16 protein-coding genes are annotated in these 19,631 nt (G+C 60.8%); 9 read left to right on the top strand and 7 right to left on the bottom strand.

All coding sequences use genetic code 11. The annotated features are described in order from the left end of the window. Positions 1-113 precede the first annotated feature (113 nt). The 6 genes from glyQ to DOM32_RS12360 all read left to right on the top strand — a co-directional run bounded on the left by glyQ (position 114) and on the right by DOM32_RS12360 (position 7,927). Positions 114-1,076, top strand: coding sequence for a glycine--tRNA ligase subunit alpha (glyQ, locus tag DOM32_RS12385; protein ID WP_110635029.1), 963 nt, complete (start codon positions 114-116; stop codon positions 1,074-1,076). Between the two features lie 2 nt (positions 1,077-1,078). Continuing rightward, complete coding sequence (glyS, locus tag DOM32_RS12380; protein WP_110634895.1) at positions 1,079-3,145, top strand: glycine--tRNA ligase subunit beta; 2,067 nt, start codon at positions 1,079-1,081, stop codon at positions 3,143-3,145. Positions 3,146-3,468: 323 nt separating this feature from the next. Next, the gene (locus tag DOM32_RS12375; RefSeq protein WP_071232436.1) at positions 3,469-3,999 is read left to right on the top strand and encodes a CinA family protein; all 531 of its coding nucleotides are present in this window, start codon (positions 3,469-3,471) and stop codon (positions 3,997-3,999) included. Between the two features lie 33 nt (positions 4,000-4,032). After that, positions 4,033-4,890: an ammonia-dependent NAD(+) synthetase gene (gene nadE, locus DOM32_RS12370; protein WP_277354962.1), complete on the top strand. Its 858-nt coding sequence runs from the start codon at positions 4,033-4,035 to the stop codon at positions 4,888-4,890. 255 nt (positions 4,891-5,145) lie between these two features. Beyond that, on the top strand, positions 5,146-5,697 hold the full coding sequence (gene gmhB / locus DOM32_RS12365; protein WP_071232438.1) for a D-glycero-beta-D-manno-heptose 1,7-bisphosphate 7-phosphatase: 552 nt from the start codon (positions 5,146-5,148) through the stop codon (positions 5,695-5,697). A 154-nt stretch (positions 5,698-5,851) separates the two neighbouring features. Beyond that, positions 5,852-7,927, top strand: a complete 2,076-nt coding sequence (locus tag DOM32_RS12360; protein ID WP_071232439.1) for an AsmA family protein — start codon at positions 5,852-5,854, stop codon at positions 7,925-7,927. 233 nt (positions 7,928-8,160) lie between these two features. Here DOM32_RS12360 and DOM32_RS12355 read toward each other — a convergent pair whose 3' ends face one another. Continuing rightward, the gene (locus DOM32_RS12355) at positions 8,161-8,562 is read right to left on the bottom strand and encodes a hypothetical protein (protein WP_071232440.1); all 402 of its coding nucleotides are present in this window, start codon (positions 8,560-8,562) and stop codon (positions 8,161-8,163) included. A gap of 193 nt (positions 8,563-8,755) precedes the next feature. On the opposite strand from DOM32_RS12355, the gene exaC reads away from it, so the two are divergent. Next, the gene (gene exaC, locus DOM32_RS12350) at positions 8,756-10,276 is read left to right on the top strand and encodes an acetaldehyde dehydrogenase ExaC (RefSeq protein ID WP_110634889.1); all 1,521 of its coding nucleotides are present in this window, start codon (positions 8,756-8,758) and stop codon (positions 10,274-10,276) included. A 166-nt stretch (positions 10,277-10,442) separates the two neighbouring features. Here the strand turns inward: exaC and DOM32_RS12345 are convergent, their stop codons facing one another. Next, complete coding sequence (locus DOM32_RS12345) at positions 10,443-11,417, bottom strand: threo-3-hydroxy-L-aspartate ammonia-lyase (RefSeq protein ID WP_110635023.1); 975 nt, start codon at positions 11,415-11,417, stop codon at positions 10,443-10,445. A 162-nt stretch (positions 11,418-11,579) separates the two neighbouring features. On the opposite strand from DOM32_RS12345, the gene DOM32_RS12340 reads away from it, so the two are divergent. Further along, on the top strand, positions 11,580-12,053 hold the full coding sequence (locus DOM32_RS12340; RefSeq protein ID WP_110634886.1) for a GNAT family N-acetyltransferase: 474 nt from the start codon (positions 11,580-11,582) through the stop codon (positions 12,051-12,053). Between the two features lie 113 nt (positions 12,054-12,166). On the opposite strand, the gene gabT is transcribed toward DOM32_RS12340, so the two are convergent. Beyond that, the gene (gabT, locus tag DOM32_RS12335; protein ID WP_110634883.1) at positions 12,167-13,441 is read right to left on the bottom strand and encodes a 4-aminobutyrate--2-oxoglutarate transaminase; all 1,275 of its coding nucleotides are present in this window, start codon (positions 13,439-13,441) and stop codon (positions 12,167-12,169) included. Between the two features lie 114 nt (positions 13,442-13,555). Further along, positions 13,556-14,980 carry an APC family permease gene (locus DOM32_RS12330; protein ID WP_110634880.1) on the bottom strand — a complete coding sequence of 475 codons (1,425 nt, stop codon included), beginning with the start codon at positions 14,978-14,980 and terminating at the stop codon, positions 13,556-13,558. A 184-nt stretch (positions 14,981-15,164) separates the two neighbouring features. On the opposite strand from DOM32_RS12330, the gene DOM32_RS12325 reads away from it, so the two are divergent. Continuing rightward, positions 15,165-16,601: an aminotransferase-like domain-containing protein gene (locus DOM32_RS12325; protein ID WP_110634877.1), complete on the top strand. Its 1,437-nt coding sequence runs from the start codon at positions 15,165-15,167 to the stop codon at positions 16,599-16,601. Positions 16,602-16,645: 44 nt separating this feature from the next. Here the strand turns inward: DOM32_RS12325 and DOM32_RS12320 are convergent, their stop codons facing one another. The 3 genes from DOM32_RS12320 to DOM32_RS12310 are packed head-to-tail and all read right to left on the bottom strand — an operon-like array spanning position 16,646 to position 19,582. After that, positions 16,646-17,797, bottom strand: a complete 1,152-nt coding sequence (locus tag DOM32_RS12320) for an ABC transporter ATP-binding protein (protein ID WP_110634874.1) — start codon at positions 17,795-17,797, stop codon at positions 16,646-16,648. Positions 17,798-17,804: 7 nt separating this feature from the next. Further along, the gene (locus tag DOM32_RS12315; protein ID WP_071232446.1) at positions 17,805-18,680 is read right to left on the bottom strand and encodes a carbohydrate ABC transporter permease; all 876 of its coding nucleotides are present in this window, start codon (positions 18,678-18,680) and stop codon (positions 17,805-17,807) included. Then, entirely contained in the window at positions 18,677-19,582 is a 906-nt protein-coding gene (locus DOM32_RS12310) for a carbohydrate ABC transporter permease (protein WP_071232447.1), read from the bottom strand. Before DOM32_RS12310 ends, DOM32_RS12315 begins: the two co-directional genes overlap by 4 nt. Positions 19,583-19,631: the final 49 nt, after the last annotated feature.

Below are 19,631 nucleotides of genomic sequence, written 5' to 3'. Positions count from 1 at the left end.
GCGAAAACCGTCGCGAACCCGCTCGACGCCGATTGGCAGCGGTGCCTATAACCGATTGAGCGCTAATTGTATACTTGGCGGCTCACGAATTCATGGGCAACGGTGCGCAGTCAATGACAGACTCGACGGCAGATGCGAAAACCTTTCAGGGGCTGATACTGGCCCTTCAGCAATACTGGGCGGAAAAGGGCTGTGTCGTGCTGCAGCCACTCGACATGGAAGTGGGTGCCGGCACCTTTCATCCGGCCACCTTCCTGCGCTCGATCGGCCCGGAGAGCTGGAACGCCGCCTATGTCCAGCCGTCGCGCCGACCCACCGATGGCCGCTACGGGAAAAACCCCAACCGCCTGCAGCACTACTATCAGTTCCAGGTGGTGCTGAAGCCCTCGCCGAAGGATCTGCAGGATCTCTACCTCGGCTCGCTGGAGCGTCTGGGTATCGACCCGCGAGTCCACGATATCCGCTTCGTCGAGGACAACTGGGAATCGCCCACGCTCGGCGCCTGGGGGCTCGGCTGGGAAGTCTGGCTCAACGGCATGGAAGTCACCCAGTTCACCTATTTCCAGCAGGCCGGCGGGATCGAGTGTTACCCGGTGTCCGGCGAGCTGACCTACGGTCTCGAACGTATCGCCATGTATCTGCAGGACGTCGACAGCGTCTACGACCTGGTATGGACGATCGCTCCCGACGGGACCCGCGTCACTTACGGTGACGTCTACCTGCAGAACGAGCGCGAGCAGTCGGCCTACAACTTCGAACATGCCGATGTTCCCTATCTGTTCGAGGCATTCGACCATTGCGAGACCGAATGCAACAAGCTGCTCGAGGCCAATCTGCCGCTGCCGGCCTATGAGCAGGTGCTCAAGGCCTCGCACACCTTCAACCTGCTGGATGCGCGCCACGCCATCTCGGTTACCGAGCGTCAGCGCTACATCTTGAGAGTGCGTACGCTGGCCCGCGAGGTTGCCCACGCCTACTACGCGTCACGGGAGGCTGCAGGCTTCCCGATGGCGCCGGAAGCCCTGCGCCGCGAGCTGCTGCAGGAACCGTCAGAAACCACTCAGGGAGACGCATGAGCATGGCAGTCAACACCCTACTGATCGAACTGGGCGTCGAAGAGCTGCCGCCGGGCGCACTCGCCAAACTCGCCTTTGCTCTGCGCGACGGCATCGTCAAGGGTCTCGACGATGCCGAAGTTCCCCATGGCGAGGCGTATGCGCTTGCCTCCCCGCGCCGCCTCGCCGTCCGTATCGAAGCCCTCGCCGGCAAGCAGCCGGATCGTGAGGTCGAGAAGCGTGGCCCGGCGCTGGCGGCAGCCTTCAAGGACGGCCAGCCCACCAAGGCGGCCGAAGGCTTCGCCCGCTCCTGCGGTGTGACGGTCGATGAACTGATCCACCTGGAGACCGACAAGGGGACCTGGCTCGGCTATCGTGAACAGCAGCAGGGAGATACCGTCGAGGCGCTGCTACCGGCGATCGTCAATTCCGCCATTCATGCCCTGCCGGTTCCCAAAAACATGCGCTGGGGTGCCTCGCGCATCGAATTTTCACGCCCCGTGCACTGGCTGGTTCTGCTCTATGGCGACCAGATCGTCCCGGCCAGCGTGCTGGGTCTGGAGTCCGGCCGCACGACCCGGGGCCATCGCTTTCACGCCCCCACGCCGATCGAGCTCGCCCATGCGGACGACTACGAAACCGCGCTCGAAAATGCCTACGTGCTGGTGGACCTCGAGCGCCGTCGCGAACGTATCCGCGAGCAGGTACTGGCCGAGGCGGAAGTGCATGACGCCCAGGCGGTCATCGACGAAGACCTGCTGGAAGAAGTCAACGGACTGGTCGAGTGGCCGGTAGCGTTGACCGGCAGCTTCGATGAACGCTTCCTCGAAGTGCCGGCGGAGTGCCTGATCTCCTCGATGAAGGCCAACCAGAAATACTTTCACCTGCTCGATGCCGGCGGCAAGCTCAAGCCGCAGTTCATCACGCTGGCCAACATCGACAGCGAAGATCCGCAGCAGGTCATCTACGGCAACGAAAAGGTCATTCGCCCGCGTCTGGCCGACGCCGCCTTCTTCTTCGAGACCGATCGCAAGCAGACGCTGGAGAGCCGCCGCGAGTCGCTGGCCAATGTCGTCTTCCAGCGCGAACTCGGTTCGCTCGCCGACAAGGCCGCCCGTACCGAAGTCGTCGCCCGCTTCATTGCCGGCAAGATCGACGGAGATTCCCAGGCAGCCGCGCGCGCAGCCCAACTGGCAAAGTGCGACCTGGTCACCGAGATGGTGCTCGAGTTCCCCGAACTGCAGGGGATCATGGGCACTTACTACGCGCGCCACGACGGTGAACCGGAAGCCGTGGCCGAAGCCATCCATGAGCAGTATCTGCCCCGCTTCGCCGGCGACGAGATCCCCAGGACATCCACCGGACTGTCGATCGCGCTGGCGGATCGTCTGGACACGCTGACCGGCATCTTCGGCATCGGCCAGCGTCCCACGGGCGCCAAAGATCCGTTCGCCCTGCGCCGGGCCACCATCGGCGTGCTCAATATCCTGATCAAGGGCGAGCTGGATCTCGATCTGCGCGAGCTGCTGGAACTGGCGGCCTCCCAGCACCGGGACCTGCCCAAGGCGGAAGGCCTGGTCGACGATGTCCTGACTTACATGCTCGATCGTTTCCGCGCCTGGGCGCAGGACGAGGGATTACCGGTCGACGTCTATCTGGCGGTACGTACCCGCCCGGTAACGCGTCCGCTGGATTTCGCCCGCCGCCTGCGTGCCGTGCACCGTTTCGGTCAGCGCGAGGAAGCCGTTGCCTTGGCTGCGGCCAACAAGCGCGTGTCGAATATCCTGTCCAAGCAGCAGCATGACGGCAGTATCGAGGTGAACGGCGACCTTCTCGCCGAGGAAGCGGAAATCGCCTTGGCCAACGCCATCAGCGACTGCCGCGACCAGGTCGAACCGCTGTTCCGAGAAGCCGAATACGCGCAGGCCCTCGATATCCTGGCCACGCTACGCGCACCGGTGGATCATTTCTTCGATGACGTGATGGTCGCCGTCGAGGATGACGCCGTCCGCGCCAATCGACTGGCATTGTTGGCTGGCCTGCAGGCGCTCTTCCTGGAGGTCGCAGACATCGCCGAGCTGCAATCGTAGCGCCAATCTTTCGTTTCACGTGAAACATTCGCCCGGCCAAGCGTCGGGCGTTCTTATTCTCTCCCCTTTTCCGCTTTCCTGTTCTTCCCATTCCTCACCGCATCGGCCCTGCAACTCAGACTCGCTGCTCGATAATCGATGTTCCACGTGAAACATCACAAAGCTTCGATCGCCTCATGTCTATCAGAGGCTATGTCGTCGTTTCCGCTGGGTAATAGTTCTCGATGCCCGCGAAGACACTGATCTCCGTTAATAACAGCGGCACGCCATTGGCGTATTGTCAGAATTCCACGAAGCTCAGACTCAAATTTCAGGAGGACGCCATGGCCGATCAGAATGATGCCATGATCAGCTCGCTGATCGATTACATGCAGAAGGAAGGGCTCGTGCTGACCACTGCCGAGTCCTGTACTGCCGGCCTGATCCTGTCGGAATTCGCCAGTGTTCCGGGGTCCGGCAGTCTGGTGGACTGCGGCCTTGTGGTCTATTCGCCGCAGGCCAAACAGCGTTATCTCAAGATCGATGACGAGATTTTCGAAAAGCACTCGATGACCAGCGAAACACTCTCTCGCGAGATGGCGATTGGCGCACTCGACTACACGCAGGCGAACGTGGCGATCGCCAATACCGGTATCGCAGGGCCAGAGCCGGCGGAGGACGGCACGCCCGTGGGTACGGTTTGCTTTGCCTGGGCCTTCCGCACGGGTGAAGGCGACAGCGTCTACTGCGAAACACGCCGCTTCGACGGTGGTCGCAACGACGTTAGACTCGCCGCCGCGCGCTATTCACTGGAGCGACTGACGCACTACCATGCTGAAAGCCAAGGTGCCGAAACGGCTATCGGTAGCCAGTGACATTGGCACCATGACGCCCTGCCTGCCAAGCTATTGCATGGCGCCACTCATCATCACTCCCAGGAGCAGACAATGACTGCAACGACCCAACAACAGATCATCGAATCGCTGGGCATCGAGCCGACATTCGATGCACGCCGAGAAGTCGAACGCCGTATCGATTTCATGGTGCGCTACCTGGAGAAAACCGGTACTCGAGCGTTGGTGCTGGGTATCAGCGGTGGCGTCGATTCGACCACCGCTGGCCGGCTATGTCAGCTTGCCGCCGAGCGCCTTCGCGACCGTGGCGGGGAGGCAACCTTCTATGCGATGCGCCTGCCTTATGGCGATCAGCATGACGAGGACGACGCCCAGGCCGCGATCGACTACATTCGCGCCGATCAACAGCTCGATGTCGATATCAAGCCCTGTGCCGATGGTTTGCTTGCGAGCCTTGAAACGGGGAAGCTCGCTTTTCAGAATGAGTACCAACGCGACTTCGTGCATGGCAATATCAAGGCGCGAGCGCGGATGATGGCGCAATACGCCGTAGCAGGAACGCACAACGGCTTGGTCGTAGGAACAGATCATGGCGCCGAAGCCGTCATGGGCTTCTTCACCAAACATGGGGACGGCGCTTGTGACATCACCCCACTGGCAGGACTCACCAAGCGCCGGGTCAGAGCGCTTCTGAGCGAGCTTGATGGTCCTGAAGCATTGGTCAACAAGATCCCTACTGCCGATCTCGAGTCGCTCTCACCGGGACGCACCGACGAAGAGGCGTTAGGCGTAAGCTACGATACGATCGATGACTTTCTCGAGGGCAAGGAAGTCGGCCGCGACGCAGCAGATCTGATTATCCGCACCTTCGACCGAACCGCACACAAGCGGGCGCTCCCCGTCGCGCCATAGGTGCGTTCGGCTATTTCCCGGCGGTTCCACATTCCAAGCGAGGTCGCCGGGATAGCGATATTGGCTTTGGCTGCCAATCGACCTCTCGTTCTAGCTCTCTTTTGCGCTCCCTTCTAAGCCAGCCTTTGCGAGCCTGGTCTCCACTACATGACTGAATGCACAGAATGTTTGTTTCACGTGAAACACGAGAGGCTTTTGCGTCTCGCAGCATGACATCCGATAATCGGCTTCTCTTTTCTCAGAGCACGATTGCACATGGTCAAGCTCGTCATACTCGATCGCGATGGCGTCATCAATCGAGACTCTGATGCCTACATCAAATCGCTGTCGGAATGGCACCCCTATCCCAGCGCCATTGAAGCGATCGCGCGGCTGCACCAGAACGGCTGGACAGTCGCCATTGCCACGAACCAGTCCGGCATTGGAAGAGGCTACTATGACATCCGGACGCTCGAGCAAATTCACGATCGATTACGCTCGCTGGTCGAACAAGCCGGCGGGAAGATCGCAGCGATCGAGTACTGCCCCCACCTCCCATCCGACGACTGCGCTTGCCGCAAGCCGCGTACCGGCCTGCTGGAACGGATAAAGGGTCGATTGCATTTGCAGACGCTGGAGGGTTGCTGGATGGTCGGCGATAGCCTGCGTGACATTCAGGCAGGCATTACCAGCGGTTGCCAGACGGCACTGGTGCTTACCGGCAAAGGGCAACGCTCTCGGCACGAGCTGGACGACACGCTTGCCGACACCTGGATCTGTAACGATCTGGCAGATTTCACCAGCCGTCTGCTGAATCAGAGCTCGTAAGCCAACAACGCCGCTTCTCCACAACGGCGCCTCTCCAGCCTGGCGAATGTTTCATGTGAAACATCGGTTTTTCCCGAGTTCCCGCAACTGATCCCAACGTCATGCTCAGCCTCGACTATCCTTGGAGAGACACTTCAAGGATGGAAACAGGGCCATGACATTGGGGAAGAAGATTGCGCTAGCCGTAGTAGCGATCGTCTTGTTGTCACTCATAGCGCTAATCGTCGTCTTTGTGACATTCGACTGGAACCGGCTCAAGCCCACGATCAACGAGCGCGTCTCGGCAGCCATTCACAGGCCCTTCGCCATCGAAGGCGACCTCGATCTGTCCTGGGCGTCCCCGGAAGATGAATCCGGTTGGCGCAGCTGGATTCCATGGCCTCATATCCACGCCGAGGATATCCATGTCGGTAGTCCGGAAGCCGTCACCGACGAAGATCTGCTCAGCCTCGCCTCGTTGGATATCGAATTCTCCCTGCTCCCGCTCATGGACAAGACGGTCTCCATTCCCCATATCCAATTCTCGGGTGCCGAGGCTTCTCTGGTCCGTCTTGAAAACGGCAAGAACAACTGGACATTTGCGCTCGGAAACGGTGAGCAGGATACGGCAGCCGAACCCTCGAACAGCGACAGCGGCTGGACAGTCGATGTCGGAGATATCGCTTTCGATCCGGTGAACGTTCACTACGATGACGCCGTACTGACGGCAACCGCCGATGCCACGGTCCGACTCCTCGGCGAGCCCATCGCCTTCAATGACGTTGCGGAGAAAGGCAGTGCCGCTCGGCAAGCCGTCGGGGATCGAGATGTCGCCGATTACGTATTTGGCTGGAAGGCCGAAGGTGAATATCAGAATCAGGCTTTCGACGGAGAAGGCCGGCTCGGCGGACTGGATGCCTTGCGCCTTCGCGATGCACCCTACCCCCTTCAAGCTACAGTAGAAGCGGGAGCAACCCGGGTGTCCGTCAATGGCACCTTGATCGACCCGTTAGCGCCCAAGAAAATCGATATGGATCTGCAATTTGCCGGCCAGAACCTGGGCGATCTTTACGGGATCATTGGCGTGACTCTGCCCGACACACCGCCCTACTCTACCCAAGGCCATCTGACAGCCAATCTCGATACCCAAGAAGCGCTCTCCTTTCGTTATCGCAATTTCGACGGACAGATTGGAGACAGCGACATTCATGGCGACCTTACCTACCAGATGGGCGAACCACGGCCATCGCTGGAGGGCGAGGTCGTTTCGCAGCAATTGCGCTTTGCCGATCTCGCCCCGCTGATCGGTGCCGACTCGAATGCGGAAAAGGCAGACCGAGGAGAAGCCAGCCAGCAGCCGGAAGACAAGCTGCTTCCGGTCGAAGAGTTCGATACGGCGCAATGGAAGACGATGGATGCGAACGTGAAATTCACCGCGCAGCGCATCGAGCATGGCGACTCGCTGCCTCTGGAGGATCTCTATACACATATCACGTTGGAGAACGGGGAGATTCTGCTAGACCCGCTTCGGTTCGGCGTCGCGGGAGGCAATCTCAATACCACGGTACGACTCGACGGTAGCCAAGAGCCGATGCAGAGCCGCGTGGACATGCATATCCGCCATCTCTTGCTGAGCCGTCTGTTTCCCGACGTTGAGCTGATGCAGAACAGCCGCGGAGAACTCAACGGGGGCGCCACGCTGAGTGGCACCGGCAATTCCGTTGCCAGCATTCTGGGCACCAGCAATGGTGACCTGCAGATGCTGGTCAATGATGGCCTTATCAGTCAGAACCTGATGGAACTGGCAGGCCTCAATGTCGGCAACTACCTGGTCGGCAAACTGTTCGGAGATGAACAGGTCAATATCAACTGTGCGGCAACCAATCTGGAAGTCACCGATGGACTGGCCAAAACCCGCTTCTTTCTGATCGATACTGAAAATGCGCTGATCAAGATCGACGGCACCGTCAACTTCGCCACCGAAGCGCTGGATTTCACCATCGAACCGGAAAGCAAGGGAGCACGTGTCTTCACGCTACGCTCGCCACTTTATGTGAAAGGTACGCTCAAGAACCCGTCTCCGGGCGTCGACACCGGATCACTGCTGGCTCGAGGCGCTGTGGGCGCGTTCCTGGGAACCGTGGCGACTCCCGCCGCGGCACTGCTGGCGCTGGTCTCGCCAAGCGCGGACGAAACGACACCCTGTAATGATTTTCTGAGTCAGATTAAAACCGGCACCTCTTCTCAGTAAGCAGTAAATGAACGCTTTCTCGATAAGTGCTTGTTTCACGTGGAACACGTCTACGACTTTGTTTCACGTGAAACCAGGCATCCATTTCCTCAAAGCGCAGCGCGCCAATATCTGACCTGGCGATCAAGCCTGATCAACGAATAGCTTCCGAGCTGGAAGCGAGGGATCATTGAGATTGAATAGAGCCCGGTGCGATAGAGTGATACTAGCGCCGGGCTTCGAAAGAAAGAGGCTTACCGGGAGGAGTCGTTCTTGTACTTCTCGCCCAGCGATTCCAGTGCACTGATGATCTTCTCGATCTCGGTGTCGAAGCGCTGTTGCTGCTGTGCATAGAAATGCCGCGTATAGGATGCACCCTTGTGCTTATCCACCAGATTGGAAAACTGGGATTCCAATTGCTCTGTGTGGTAACGCAAACGCTCTGTGAGAAACGAGGCATGGCCCTGGTGACAAGCCACATCCATCAAGGCTCTCACCTGAACCGTCAGCAGATACAGCTGAAGCACGTTGCGATCCTGAACTTCCTTCTGCGTGGAGACGCTATCATCGAGCAGGTTGATCGAACTCATCTGGCAGCAGCCGCTGTCGTCGGCCAGCGGGCGATTCTGAGTCGATTGATCTCGAGTCTGCAACATGGTCAGACCCTCCTTAGGTCGTTGAACCACACGGTTCATAGTAACACCGCGACACTGCCTGACCGTTCATCATTGGTCGAAGGGCTACGCGTCATCAGGGTCGCCTAAAGCGTAATGGCGAGAGCGCATCAAGGGGCGCAAATTGGTAGAGAAATCCAGCAATCGGTCACCGATTCAACAGGAGCACCTCACCATGCGTTACGCCAACCCGAATACCTCGGACGCCATCACCCAGTTCGAGAAGCGCTATGACAACTATATCGGCGGTGAATGGATACCACCGACCGAGGGACGATATTTCGAGAACATCACGCCAGTCACCGGCGAAGTCTTCTGTGAGGTCGCTCGTTCCAGCCAGAAGGATATCGACCTGGCGCTGGATGCCGCTCACAAGGCTGCCCCCGGCTGGGGCAAAACCTCCGTTCAGGAACGTTCAACGCTGCTGCTCAAGATCGCGGATCGTCTGGAGCAGAATCTGGAAATGCTGGCCGTCGCGGAAACCTGGGACAACGGCAAGGCCGTACGCGAGACATTGGCCGCCGATATCCCGCTGGCCATCGACCACTTCCGCTACTTCGCCGGTTGCATTCGTGCCCAGGAAGGGACCACTGCCGAGATCGACGAGAACACCGCCTCCTATCACTTCCACGAGCCGCTCGGCGTCGTCGGCCAGATCATCCCCTGGAACTTTCCGATCCTGATGGCTACCTGGAAGCTCGCGCCGGCACTGGCCGCGGGTAACTGCGTCGTGCTCAAGCCGGCCGAGCAGACCCCGGTCTCGATCTTCAAGGTCATCGAGATGATTCATGACCTGCTGCCCAAAGGTGTGATCAACATCGTCAACGGTTACGGCGAAGAGGCCGGGCAGGCACTCGCCACCAGCAAGCGCATCGCCAAGATTGCCTTTACCGGTTCCACGCCCATCGGCTCGCACATCATGAAATGCGCTGCGGAGAACATCATTCCCTCGACTGTGGAGCTGGGCGGCAAGTCGCCGAACATCTATTTCGAGGATGTCATGTCCGCAGAGCCTGCGTTCATCGACAAGTGTGCCGAAGGCCTGGTGATGGGCTTCCTCAATCAGGGCGAAGTCTGTACCTGCCCTTCTCGCGCCCTGGTCCAGGAAAGCATCTACAACGAGTTCATGTCGCGTGTCATCGAACGGATCAAGAAGATCAAGCGCGGCCATCCGCTGGATACCGAAACCCAGGTCGGTGCCCAGGCTTCGCAAGAGCAGTTCGACAAGATCATGTCCTATATGGACGTGGCACGAGGCGAAGGCGCCGAATTCCTGGCCGGCGGCGAGCGGGAGTCACTTGGCGATGAGCTATCCCACGGCTACTACATTCAGCCGACCCTGCTGAAGGGCAACAACAAGATGCGGGTGTTCCAGGAGGAGATCTTCGGGCCGGTGGTGTCGGTCACGACGTTCAAGGATGAAGCGGAAGCACTGGCCATTGCCAACGATACGGAATTCGGCCTCGGCGCCGGCGTCTGGACCCGCGACATCAACCGCGCCTACCGCATGGGTCGTGGCATTCAGGCTGGCCGCGTATGGACCAATTGCTATCACCAGTATCCGGCCCATGCCGCCTTCGGGGGTTACAAGAAATCCGGCGTCGGTCGCGAAACCCACAAGATGGTGCTGGAGCACTATCAGCAGACCAAGAACCTGCTGATCAGCTACGACATCAATCCCATGGGATTCTTCTAACTATCTGACCAGGCGTTCCGATGGCATCGGAGCGCCTGAGGTCGACGGCTGCCCCGTCGATCATCGCGGCGGGCCTGTCCTGAGGAGATCGACAGCAGGCATGCCCGCCGCTTCTCTGTCAGCCACATGGTCAGTCACGTGTCGTCAGCGATGTGTTTCATGTGGGCTATTCCTTCGCGCCCTGAATCAGCTCGGCGAACCGGTTCAGGTCGACGTTCCCTCCGGACAGGATGATTCCTACCCGCTGCCCCTCGACGGCCACCCGGCCACTCAGGGCCGCTGCCGCCGCCAGGCAACCGGTCGGCTCGATGAACTGCTTCATCCGCCCGGCCATGAAGCTCATGGCATGAACGAGCTCGGCATCGCTCACGGTAACGATGTCGTCGACGCACTCTCGAAGTACCGGGAACGTCAGGCTGCCCAAGGCCTGGGTCTGGGCGCCGTCGGCGATGGTGCGCGGCGTGGCGATGGAAACGATCTCGCCGCTGGCCAGGCTTCTCTGCGCATCGTTGCCGGCTTCCGGCTCGACCCCGATCACACGGCAATGGGGATATCGCGCCCTGGCGACCGTGGCACAACCGGAGAGCAGCCCGCCGCCCCCCAGAGGCACCAGCAGCGTATCGAGCTCACCAACTTCATCGAACAGCTCCTTGGCGGCAGTGCCCTGCCCGGCCATCACGTGGGGATGGTTGAACGGCGGGATCAGTGTCAGACCCTCGGCCTCGGCGAGCTCGCGACCCAGCGCTTCACGATCCTGGGTGTAGCGATCGTAGAGAACCACCTCGGCACCATACCCCTGCGTGGCAGCGATCTTGATCGCCGGGGCATCTTCCGGCATGACGATGACGGCGCGAATGCCATGCAGCCTGGCCGACAGCGCGATCGCCTGCGCATGATTGCCCGAGGAGAACGCGATGACGCCGGCAGCCTTCTGTGCGGCGTCGAACTGGTTGATGGCGTTGTAACCGCCCCGAAACTTGAACGCGCCGATACGCTGGAGATGTTCCGCCTTGAAGTGAAGCGACGCGCCGACAAGATCGTCTGCCGTCGTCGAGCGCAGCACCGGTGTTCGATGCGCGATTCCCTCCAGCCGCCGGTGCGCCGCCACCACGTCGTCGTAATCGATTGCCAGATTGCTCATGTCGTCATCGCTCTCCCAAGAATCATCGCCACTGACATTTTTCGAGGCGCTGCGTAAGATGCCGTTTCGAATGCCTGGATACGTATCGTCCATATTCAGATGTCCATATCCAGATAAAGCGCTTCGATCATGATGGCTGAACGGCGGCGAGGGAAGAGACAGATGGCATCATACGACTGGACATGGCAGACCGGCCCCGAGCTCGATCCCGGCGAACTCTATGCGCTGCTGTCGTTGCGGGTAGCTGTATTCGTGGTGGAACAGCAGTGTCCTTACCAGGAGCTGGATGGCCACGATCTGCACGCCTCGACGCATCATCTGAGGGTGCTGACGAAGCATCATCTCGCGGCGACGTTACGTCTCAAGGTGCCGGAGGAGAGAGATAAGCCCGTTTCCATCGGTCGCGTGGTCATCGATCCCGACCACCGCGGCAACGGTCTTGGCCATGATCTGCTGCAAGCCGCACTGATGCGAATCGAATCGCTCTGGCCGGGACGCCACGCCCGGCTGTCCGCCCAGGCACATCTACAAGCCTACTACGGTCGTCACGGTTTCGAGCCGGTCGGCGAGATCTATGTGGAGGACGGCATCCCGCATATCGACATGCAGCGGGATGCCGGCCAGCAGGAAAAGTAAGCGGTCACTGACATCCGCGTGCAGGCAGGCCTTCATGAAAAAACCGACACTGGTCGCCAGTGTCGGTTTCTTGTGATGACCACCACCGCCCGTCAACGGACGGCGGCTGTCGATCAGGCGCCGAATTCGCTCAGCATCTTTTCGATCAGGTCCAGCCCCTCCTCCAGCACCTCGTCACTGATGGTGACCGGCATCAGGAAGCGGATCGTGTTGGCATACAGACCGCAGGAGAGCAGGATCAGGCCACGCTCGCGCGCCTCGCGACACAGCTTGCCGGCCAGCTCTGCGTTCGGCGCACCGCTCTCGCCACTGACCAGATCGAATGCCGCCATGGCGCCCAGGTTGCGCGCGTTGGCGACGCTTGAGTACTCCTGCTGCCACTTGTCGAAACGTGCCCTGAGCTTCTCGCCCAGCGCCTGGCTCTTCTCCAGAATGCGCTCTTCCTCGAACACTTCCAGCACCGCCAGCACCGCAGCGCAGGAAACCGGGCTGCCGGTATAGGTGCCGCCCAGCGAGTTGCCGCCGGACGCATCCATCACCTTGTCCGTCCCCACGACCGCGGAGATCGGCATGCCGTCCGCCATGCTCTTGGCCATGGTCATGATGTCCGGCTCGACGCCGCTGTGCTCGATGGCAAACAGCTTGCCGGTCCGCCCGAAGCCGGACTGCACCTCGTCGACGATCATCAGGATGCCGTGCTCGTCGCAGATCTCGCGGATCGCTTTCAGGAAGCTCGCGGGAGCCGCATGGAAGCCGCCCTCGCCCAGCACCGGCTCGATCACGATCGCCGCGGTGTCGTTGACGTTGGCGTCGGTCTTCAGCGTCATCTTCAGATGGCGCAGCGCCTCTTCCTCGCTGACGCCGATCGACGGCACCGGATAGGGCGCGCGATAGACCTGGCCGGGCATCGGACCGAAGTCGTTACGATACGGCGCCACCTTGCCGTTCATCGCCATGGTCATGAACGTCCGGCCATGGTAGCCGCCAGTGAAGCAGATCACGCTGGAACGGCCGGTAGCGGCGCGTGCCACCTTGACCGCGTTCTCCAGTGCCTCGGCGCCGGAGTTGGCCAGCATCACCTTGGCGTGGCCGCGTACCGGCGTCAATTCGCTGAGCTTCTGAGCCACCCGCACGTACCCCTCGTACGGCATGACGGTCTGGCAGGTATGCATCACCTTGTCGAGCTGCGCCTTGACCGCCTCGACCACCTTCGGATGACGATGGCCGATGTTGAGCACGCCGATACCACCGGCAAAATCGATGAAACGCTTGCCATCCTCGTCCCACAGCTCGGCGTTCTCCGCACGAGCGGCGAACTGGCCGGCGGGGCTTGCCGCCCCGTTGGCGACATAGCGCTGCTTGAGCTCGTTGAGTTCCGCATTGCTCATGGATTTACTCGTCATGGAACACTCCTCCTGACGCGGCACCTCGTGCCGCTAACGTGGATTGCGCGTCGTCGTCGGCTTCGGCAGGCGGCGCGCCATGAAAATCGGGATGCCGACCTACGACTGGTTGTCGTAGGCCGCCTTGATCAAACGATCGCCCATCTCTCGACCGTAGTGCCGTCGAGCCCATCCGTACAGGGCCAATCCGGCGATCATCCAGGCGCCGAAGATGGACCACTCGACAGGCGTCAGCGCCGACGGGCTGCCCGGCAGGTAGAGACAGGTCATGCCCAGCGACAGCAGCACCGCCAGCACGCCGACCAGCTTGCCGGCACCGACATGGTAAGGACGCGGCATGTCAGGTTCGCGATAGCGCAGAATCACAAACGACAGCGCCACGAACAGATAGGCAAGCACGATGCCCAGCCCGCCGGCATCGACCAGCCATACCAGCGCCGGGCGGCCGAAGAAGGGGGCAGCGGTGGAGAGCACGCCGATCAGGATGATCGCGTTGGTCGGTGTCTTGTAGCGGGGATGCAGCTTGCCGAGGAAGGCGGGAAGCATGCCGGAATGGGCCAGTGCGTAGATCGCCCGCGAGCCACCGATGTAGAACGCGTTCCAGCTGGTAATGATCCCGGCAATGCCCGCCAGTACCATCAGATTGCCGGCCCAGGAAGCATCGAATACTGCCGTCATCGCGTCCGGTACGCTGAGCGAACTGCCCTGCAGCGCCTCGTTGTCGAGCATCAGGCTGGTACCGAGAATGATCAGGGTATACCAGCACACCGCCATGATGACCGAAAGCACCAGCACCTTGCCGATGTCCCGGAACGGCAGGTTGATCTCTTCCGCCGCCTGGGGAATGACGTCGAAGCCGACGAACAGAAACGGCACCAGCACCAGTACCGCCACGATGCCGCCGAAGGCGCCATGCTCACCGCTGGCGAACAGCGGCTGCATGTTGCCACCATCACCGGTGAACAGCGACCCGGTCACGAACATCACCCCCGCCACCAGAATCAGCCCGGTGACGACTTTCTGCAGCAGCGCGGCGGTGGAGATCCCCAGATAGTTGACCGCCATCATCACGATCGAGCCGATCACACCGACCGCGACCCAGGTTGCCTTGACCTCCCAGCCGGCGATGGCCCACAGATCACCGACGGCGTAACCGGGAAACAGATGCTCGAACACCGTGGGTAGCGCCACCGCCTCGAACGACGCCACGCTGACGTAGCCCAGCACGATGCTCCAGGTACAGACGAACGAGGCGAAATGGCCGAGCGCACGATAACTGTAGACGTGTTCGCCACCGACTTGCGGCATGGCAGACGCCAGTTCGGCATAGGTCAGTCCCACCAGCAGCACGGCAATACCGCCGATCACGAAGGCGAGCATGGCGCCCACGCTGCCGCCGTCGAGAATGGCGCTACCGGTAAGGACGATCCAGCCCCAGCCGATCATGGCGCCAAAGGCCAGCGCCAGAACGTCCGCACGAGCCAGGACCCGCACGAACTCCGGAGGTTGAGAAGCGTTCGACATGACGGAATTCTCTTCAGGTTGTTATTGATAAGCCGATCGTTTCTGGAGCAACCCAGTGCTCGGCCCTGACGCCACGCTACCACCCCGGCGCCTCGCCGGGACTAGACCACTTCTCCACGACTGTAGACCACCTACCGCTCCCCACGCATAATCCGAACCTTTCCGCGTCCGCGAGGGAGAGACCATGGACGACCGCCGCCGGGCGCTGGATCGCATCGCGCAGGTTTATCAGGCCCAGCCGCGTCATCTGACCAAGCATTGCCGCCTAGAACAGACCTTGCTGAGGCTGATCGACAGCGAGTGGCAGGATGGTCAGCGATTGCCTGGCCATCGGGCGCTATGCGCCGAACTCGGCGTGGCTCGCAACACGCTTGCCGGTGTCATCGAGAACCTGACCCGCCAAGGTCAGCTGGTTACCGACCACGGCCGCGGCACCTGGGTGAGTCAACGCTTGCATTCGCGGGAGCGAGAGATGGCCGATATCGGTCCGACCTCTCGCCGTGCCAACGACATTCTCGGCGATGTCGGTGCCAGCCCGCTGCAAAGCGGCGCCTTCGTGCCTGGCGTCCCCGATATCGCGCATTTCCCGATCGCCCGCTGGCGCCAGCTCTACTCGCGTATCACCGTGCCCCACAATACGCTGCTGCTCTCCTACGCCTCGGGTGGCTATGGTCCCCTGAAACGCGCCATCGCCGGCTACCTGGCGCGATGGCGAGGTATCGACTGCGCGCTGGATCAGATCGTAATCACCGAAGGCGCCCACCATGGCCTGCAGCTGTGCGCGCTGACACTGGCCGATAACGGAGATCGCGTAGTCATGGATTCGCCGTTCTACTGGGGCGCTCGCAACGTCTTCCAGGCCGGCGGCCTCGCCATCGAACACGCCATCTGGGAACCGCAGCAAGGCTACGCCGGGACCCTGCCACGGACTCGTCCCAGGTTGCTCTACTTCACCGGATCTCACCATTATCCGTTGGGCGTGAGGTCAGTAAACGCTCACAAACATGATCTCATCCGACGCCTCGGACCGGACTGGATACTGGAGGACGACTATGAATTCGGTGACGGCCATCACCGGGAGCTGGCGTTCGACCCCGACGCCGGCAACCAGATCCTGATCGGATCGTTTTCCAAGCTGATGTTTCCGGGTCTGCGGCTGGGCTACCTGGTGGTACCGAGAGGCCTGAGCGACGCGATCAACCGGGTACGTACCGGCGTCTTTCGCGAAGGTCGGCTGCTGGATCAGGCAGTGCTCGCCACGTTCATCGATGATGGCGATCTGGATGGCTGGTGCCGCCGCATGGCGAGCGAATATCTTCGGCGTCAACAGCGGCTACATGATCTGCTCGTCGGCACGCCCGGAGTCATTGGCGTTTCACCACCGGCCGGCAACATCAGCTTGAGCCTGGCGCTCTCGCCGACGCTGGACGACGAGCGCTTGTCGAAAGCGCTGCTGACTCGACAGCATCTGATCACCCGTCCGCTGAGCCGGGTCTGTGCTACCGGCGATCACCGACGCGGCCTGATACTGGGCGTCGGCATGGTCGAAGGCGAATCACTGGAACGCCAGGGCCGGCGCCTGGCCGAGGGCATTCGCGAATTCGTCGGGCAACAGCGCTGACTGAACTCGCGATGCCTCTCCTTCCCTCCGCCTTCTTTTCCCTGTCAGGCCGTCTCCTCTAGCGCCGAATCGATCATTTGTTCATCGCGGATTCGTCTTTCGGACTCGGGATCGAACACCACCATTCGTGAGACGTCGAAAGCGAATCGAGTCCGTTCTCCCGGCCGCAACGGTGTGCCGGGACGCATGCGCGCGTTGACGCTGGCGTCGCCGAGCGTGGTGACCACGTACAGGTCCGCCCCGGTCGGCTCGATCAGATCGACCGGCAGCTCCGCTTCGTGAATGTTGCCATCGCGATGATTGGCGCTGGCCGGATCGGTGATCGCCTCCGGCCGCAATCCCAGGATGACATCGCGCCCACACCAGTCACTCAGCGCTTCACGATCGCGCACGATGGGCAGTGCCAGTGTCGTATCGCCCGTTGCCACCTGTGCCACCAGTACACCATCGTGCTCGACGATTCGCGCCTTCACCAGATTCATCGAGGGTGAACCCATGAAGCCGGCAACGAACAGGTTGTTGGGATCGTCGTAGACTTCGTGGGGCGTCCCCAGTTGCTGCAACTCACCAGCGCGCATGACCGCGATGCGAGTCGCCAGCGTCATCGCCTCGACCTGATCGTGCGTCACGTACACGATGGTGGTCTTCAGTCGCTGATGCAGTTGCTTGATCTCGCTACGCATGTCGACCCGCAACTTGGCGTCCAGGTTCGAGAGCGGCTCGTCGAACAGGAAAAGTTGCGGGTCGCGCACCAGCGCCCGTCCCATTGCCACACGCTGACGTTGCCCGCCGGAAAGCTGACCCGGCTTGCGATCGAGCAGGTTCTCGATCTGCAACAGCTTGGCGACCCGATCGACCGCCTCGCGCCGCTCCTTGCGAGGCACCTTGCGCATTTCCAGCCCGAAGCCGATGTTGCCCGCCACCGTCATGCTCGGATAGAGGGCGTAGGACTGAAAGACCATCGCGATATCGCGCCGGGAAGGATGTACGTCATTGATACACCGTCCATCGAGCAATAGCTCGCCCTCGCTGATCGAATCCAGCCCGGCGATCATGTTCAAAAGCGTCGACTTGCCACAGCCGGACGGCCCCACCAGTACCAGAAAGTCGCCCTGCTCGATCGCGATGTCGACCCCTTTCAGGACGTGAGTCTCGCCGAAGCGCTTGTGTACGTTGTTGATATGCAGAAAGCTCATGTGATCCTCAGCCCTTGACCGATCCCGACATCAGCCCGCGCAGGAAATACTTGCCCGCGAGGATGTAGACGATGAGTGTCGGCACGGCCGCCACCATCGCCGCTGCCATGTTGACGTTGTAGGCCTTCACCCCGGTGGAGCTATTGACCAGATTGTTGAGCGCCACCGTGATCGGTGCGCTATCGCCGGAAGCGAACGAGACGCCGAACAGAAAGTCGTTCCAGACGTTGGTGAATTGCCAGATGATCGTGACCACAATGATCGGCACCGACGCTGGCAGCAGTATCCGGAAGAAGATGGTGAAGAAGCCGGCGCCATCGAGCTGCGCCGCCCGCACCAGTTCGTCCGGGAAGCTGGCGTAGAAGTTGCGGAAGAACAGCGTGGTAAACCCGATACCGTAGACGATATGAACCAGCACCAGGCCACCCGTGCTGTTGGCCAGATGCAGAATCCCCAGTACGCGGGCCATTGGCAACAGAATGATCTGGAACGGAATGAAGCAACTGAACAGTATCAGGCCGAACACGATCTTGTGGCCGCGAAACTTCCACTTGGTCAGCACATACCCGTTGAAGGCGCCGAGCAGGCCGGAGATCAGTACCGCGGGTATCACGATCTTGATGCTGTTGAAGAAGTAACCGTGGACGCCGTTGCATTCGAGCCCGATACAGGCACTTCCCCACGCTTCCCGCCAGGGTGCCAACGTCCATTCGCCGGGCAGCGCCAGCATGTTGCCCTGATGGATTTCCTCGAGCGTCTTGAACGATGTGGTCAGCATCACATAGAGCGGCATCAGATAGATGACCGCGAAGACCAGCAGAATGGCGTACAGTACGACACGCGTGGCAGCGCCTCGGCGTGCGGCAGGAGATGCGGCACTCATGATCTGGGCTCCCGAAGCTCGGAGTAGAGATAGGGGATGATCAGCGCTGCGATCACCGCCAGCATGAACACCGCGCTGGCCGCGGCGATGCCCATTTCGTTGCGCGAAAAGGCGTAGGAGTACATGAAGGTCGCCGGCACCGCGGTGGCATTGCCCGGCCCGCCGCCGGTCATCGCCACGATCAGATCGAAGCTCTTGATCGCCAGGTGCGCCAGTACCACGACGGCGCTCAGGAAGACCGGCCGCAACTGCGGGATGATGATGCGCGCGTAGATCTTCCAGGCCGGAGCACCATCGATCTGGGCCGCCTTGATCATCTCGCCATCGATACCGCGCAACCCCGCTAGAAACATCGCCATGACGAAACCGGTCGCCTGCCAGACTGCAGCGATCACGACCGTATAGATCGCCATGTTGGAATCGATCAGCCAGTTGAAGCTGAAACTCTGCCAGCCCAGGTCGTGCATGGTCTTCTCCAATCCCAGGCCGGGATTGAGAAACCACTGCCAGGCGGTACCGGTAACGATGAAGGAGAGCGCCATCGGATAGAGATAGATGGTGCGCAGCACGCCCTCGGCTCGGATGCGCTGGTCGAGCAGGATCGCCAGTATCAGACCCAGCACGATGCAGCTGACGATATAGAGAAGCCCGAAGACCCAGATATTGTGAAGGGCGATGCCCCAGGTCCAGGAGGTCCACAACCGCGACCACTGATGCAACCCGACCCAGGTATAGTCCGGCATCATGCCGGAGTCGCTGAACGAGATGTAGCTCGTCCAGGCGATGAAGCCGTAGACGAAGAACAGGACCAGGACGCAGGATGGCGACAGCACCAGCTTCGGCAGCCAGCGCTGAAGGCGCTCCCGCGCTCCACCGTCCCGATCCGGGGAAGCATTGGACATCGGATCACTCTCGATTCGTGAATGAGAAGCCCCGCCGAGAGGCGGGGCA

Source organism: Salinicola salarius, from assembly GCF_003206135.1.
Taxonomy (GTDB): domain Bacteria; phylum Pseudomonadota; class Gammaproteobacteria; order Pseudomonadales; family Halomonadaceae; genus Salinicola; species Salinicola salarius.
This window is presented reverse-complemented; position numbering and strand designations above follow the sequence as displayed.

What these genes read in the sequence shown, in the direction of transcription:
- gabT (WP_110634883.1), bottom strand. Translation starts at nt 13,441, where the DNA reads ATGAGCAATGCGGAACTCAACGAGCTCAAGCAGCGCTATGTCGCCAAC.
- DOM32_RS12360 (WP_071232439.1), top strand. Translation starts at nt 5,852, where the DNA reads ATGACATTGGGGAAGAAGATTGCGCTAGCCGTAGTAGCGATCGTCTTG.
- DOM32_RS12375 (WP_071232436.1), top strand. Translation starts at nt 3,469, where the DNA reads ATGGCCGATCAGAATGATGCCATGATCAGCTCGCTGATCGATTACATG.
- DOM32_RS12345 (WP_110635023.1), bottom strand. Translation starts at nt 11,417, where the DNA reads ATGAGCAATCTGGCAATCGATTACGACGACGTGGTGGCGGCGCACCGG.
- DOM32_RS12325 (WP_110634877.1), top strand. Translation starts at nt 15,165, where the DNA reads ATGGACGACCGCCGCCGGGCGCTGGATCGCATCGCGCAGGTTTATCAG.
- glyQ (WP_110635029.1), top strand. Translation starts at nt 114, where the DNA reads ATGACAGACTCGACGGCAGATGCGAAAACCTTTCAGGGGCTGATACTG.
- DOM32_RS12355 (WP_071232440.1), bottom strand. Translation starts at nt 8,562, where the DNA reads ATGTTGCAGACTCGAGATCAATCGACTCAGAATCGCCCGCTGGCCGAC.
- DOM32_RS12315 (WP_071232446.1), bottom strand. Translation starts at nt 18,680, where the DNA reads ATGAGTGCCGCATCTCCTGCCGCACGCCGAGGCGCTGCCACGCGTGTC.
- DOM32_RS12340 (WP_110634886.1), top strand. Translation starts at nt 11,580, where the DNA reads ATGGCATCATACGACTGGACATGGCAGACCGGCCCCGAGCTCGATCCC.
- DOM32_RS12320 (WP_110634874.1), bottom strand. Translation starts at nt 17,797, where the DNA reads ATGAGCTTTCTGCATATCAACAACGTACACAAGCGCTTCGGCGAGACT.
- DOM32_RS12330 (WP_110634880.1), bottom strand. Translation starts at nt 14,980, where the DNA reads ATGTCGAACGCTTCTCAACCTCCGGAGTTCGTGCGGGTCCTGGCTCGT.
- gmhB (WP_071232438.1), top strand. Translation starts at nt 5,146, where the DNA reads ATGGTCAAGCTCGTCATACTCGATCGCGATGGCGTCATCAATCGAGAC.
- DOM32_RS12310 (WP_071232447.1), bottom strand. Translation starts at nt 19,582, where the DNA reads ATGTCCAATGCTTCCCCGGATCGGGACGGTGGAGCGCGGGAGCGCCTT.
- exaC (WP_110634889.1), top strand. Translation starts at nt 8,756, where the DNA reads ATGCGTTACGCCAACCCGAATACCTCGGACGCCATCACCCAGTTCGAG.
- glyS (WP_110634895.1), top strand. Translation starts at nt 1,079, where the DNA reads ATGGCAGTCAACACCCTACTGATCGAACTGGGCGTCGAAGAGCTGCCG.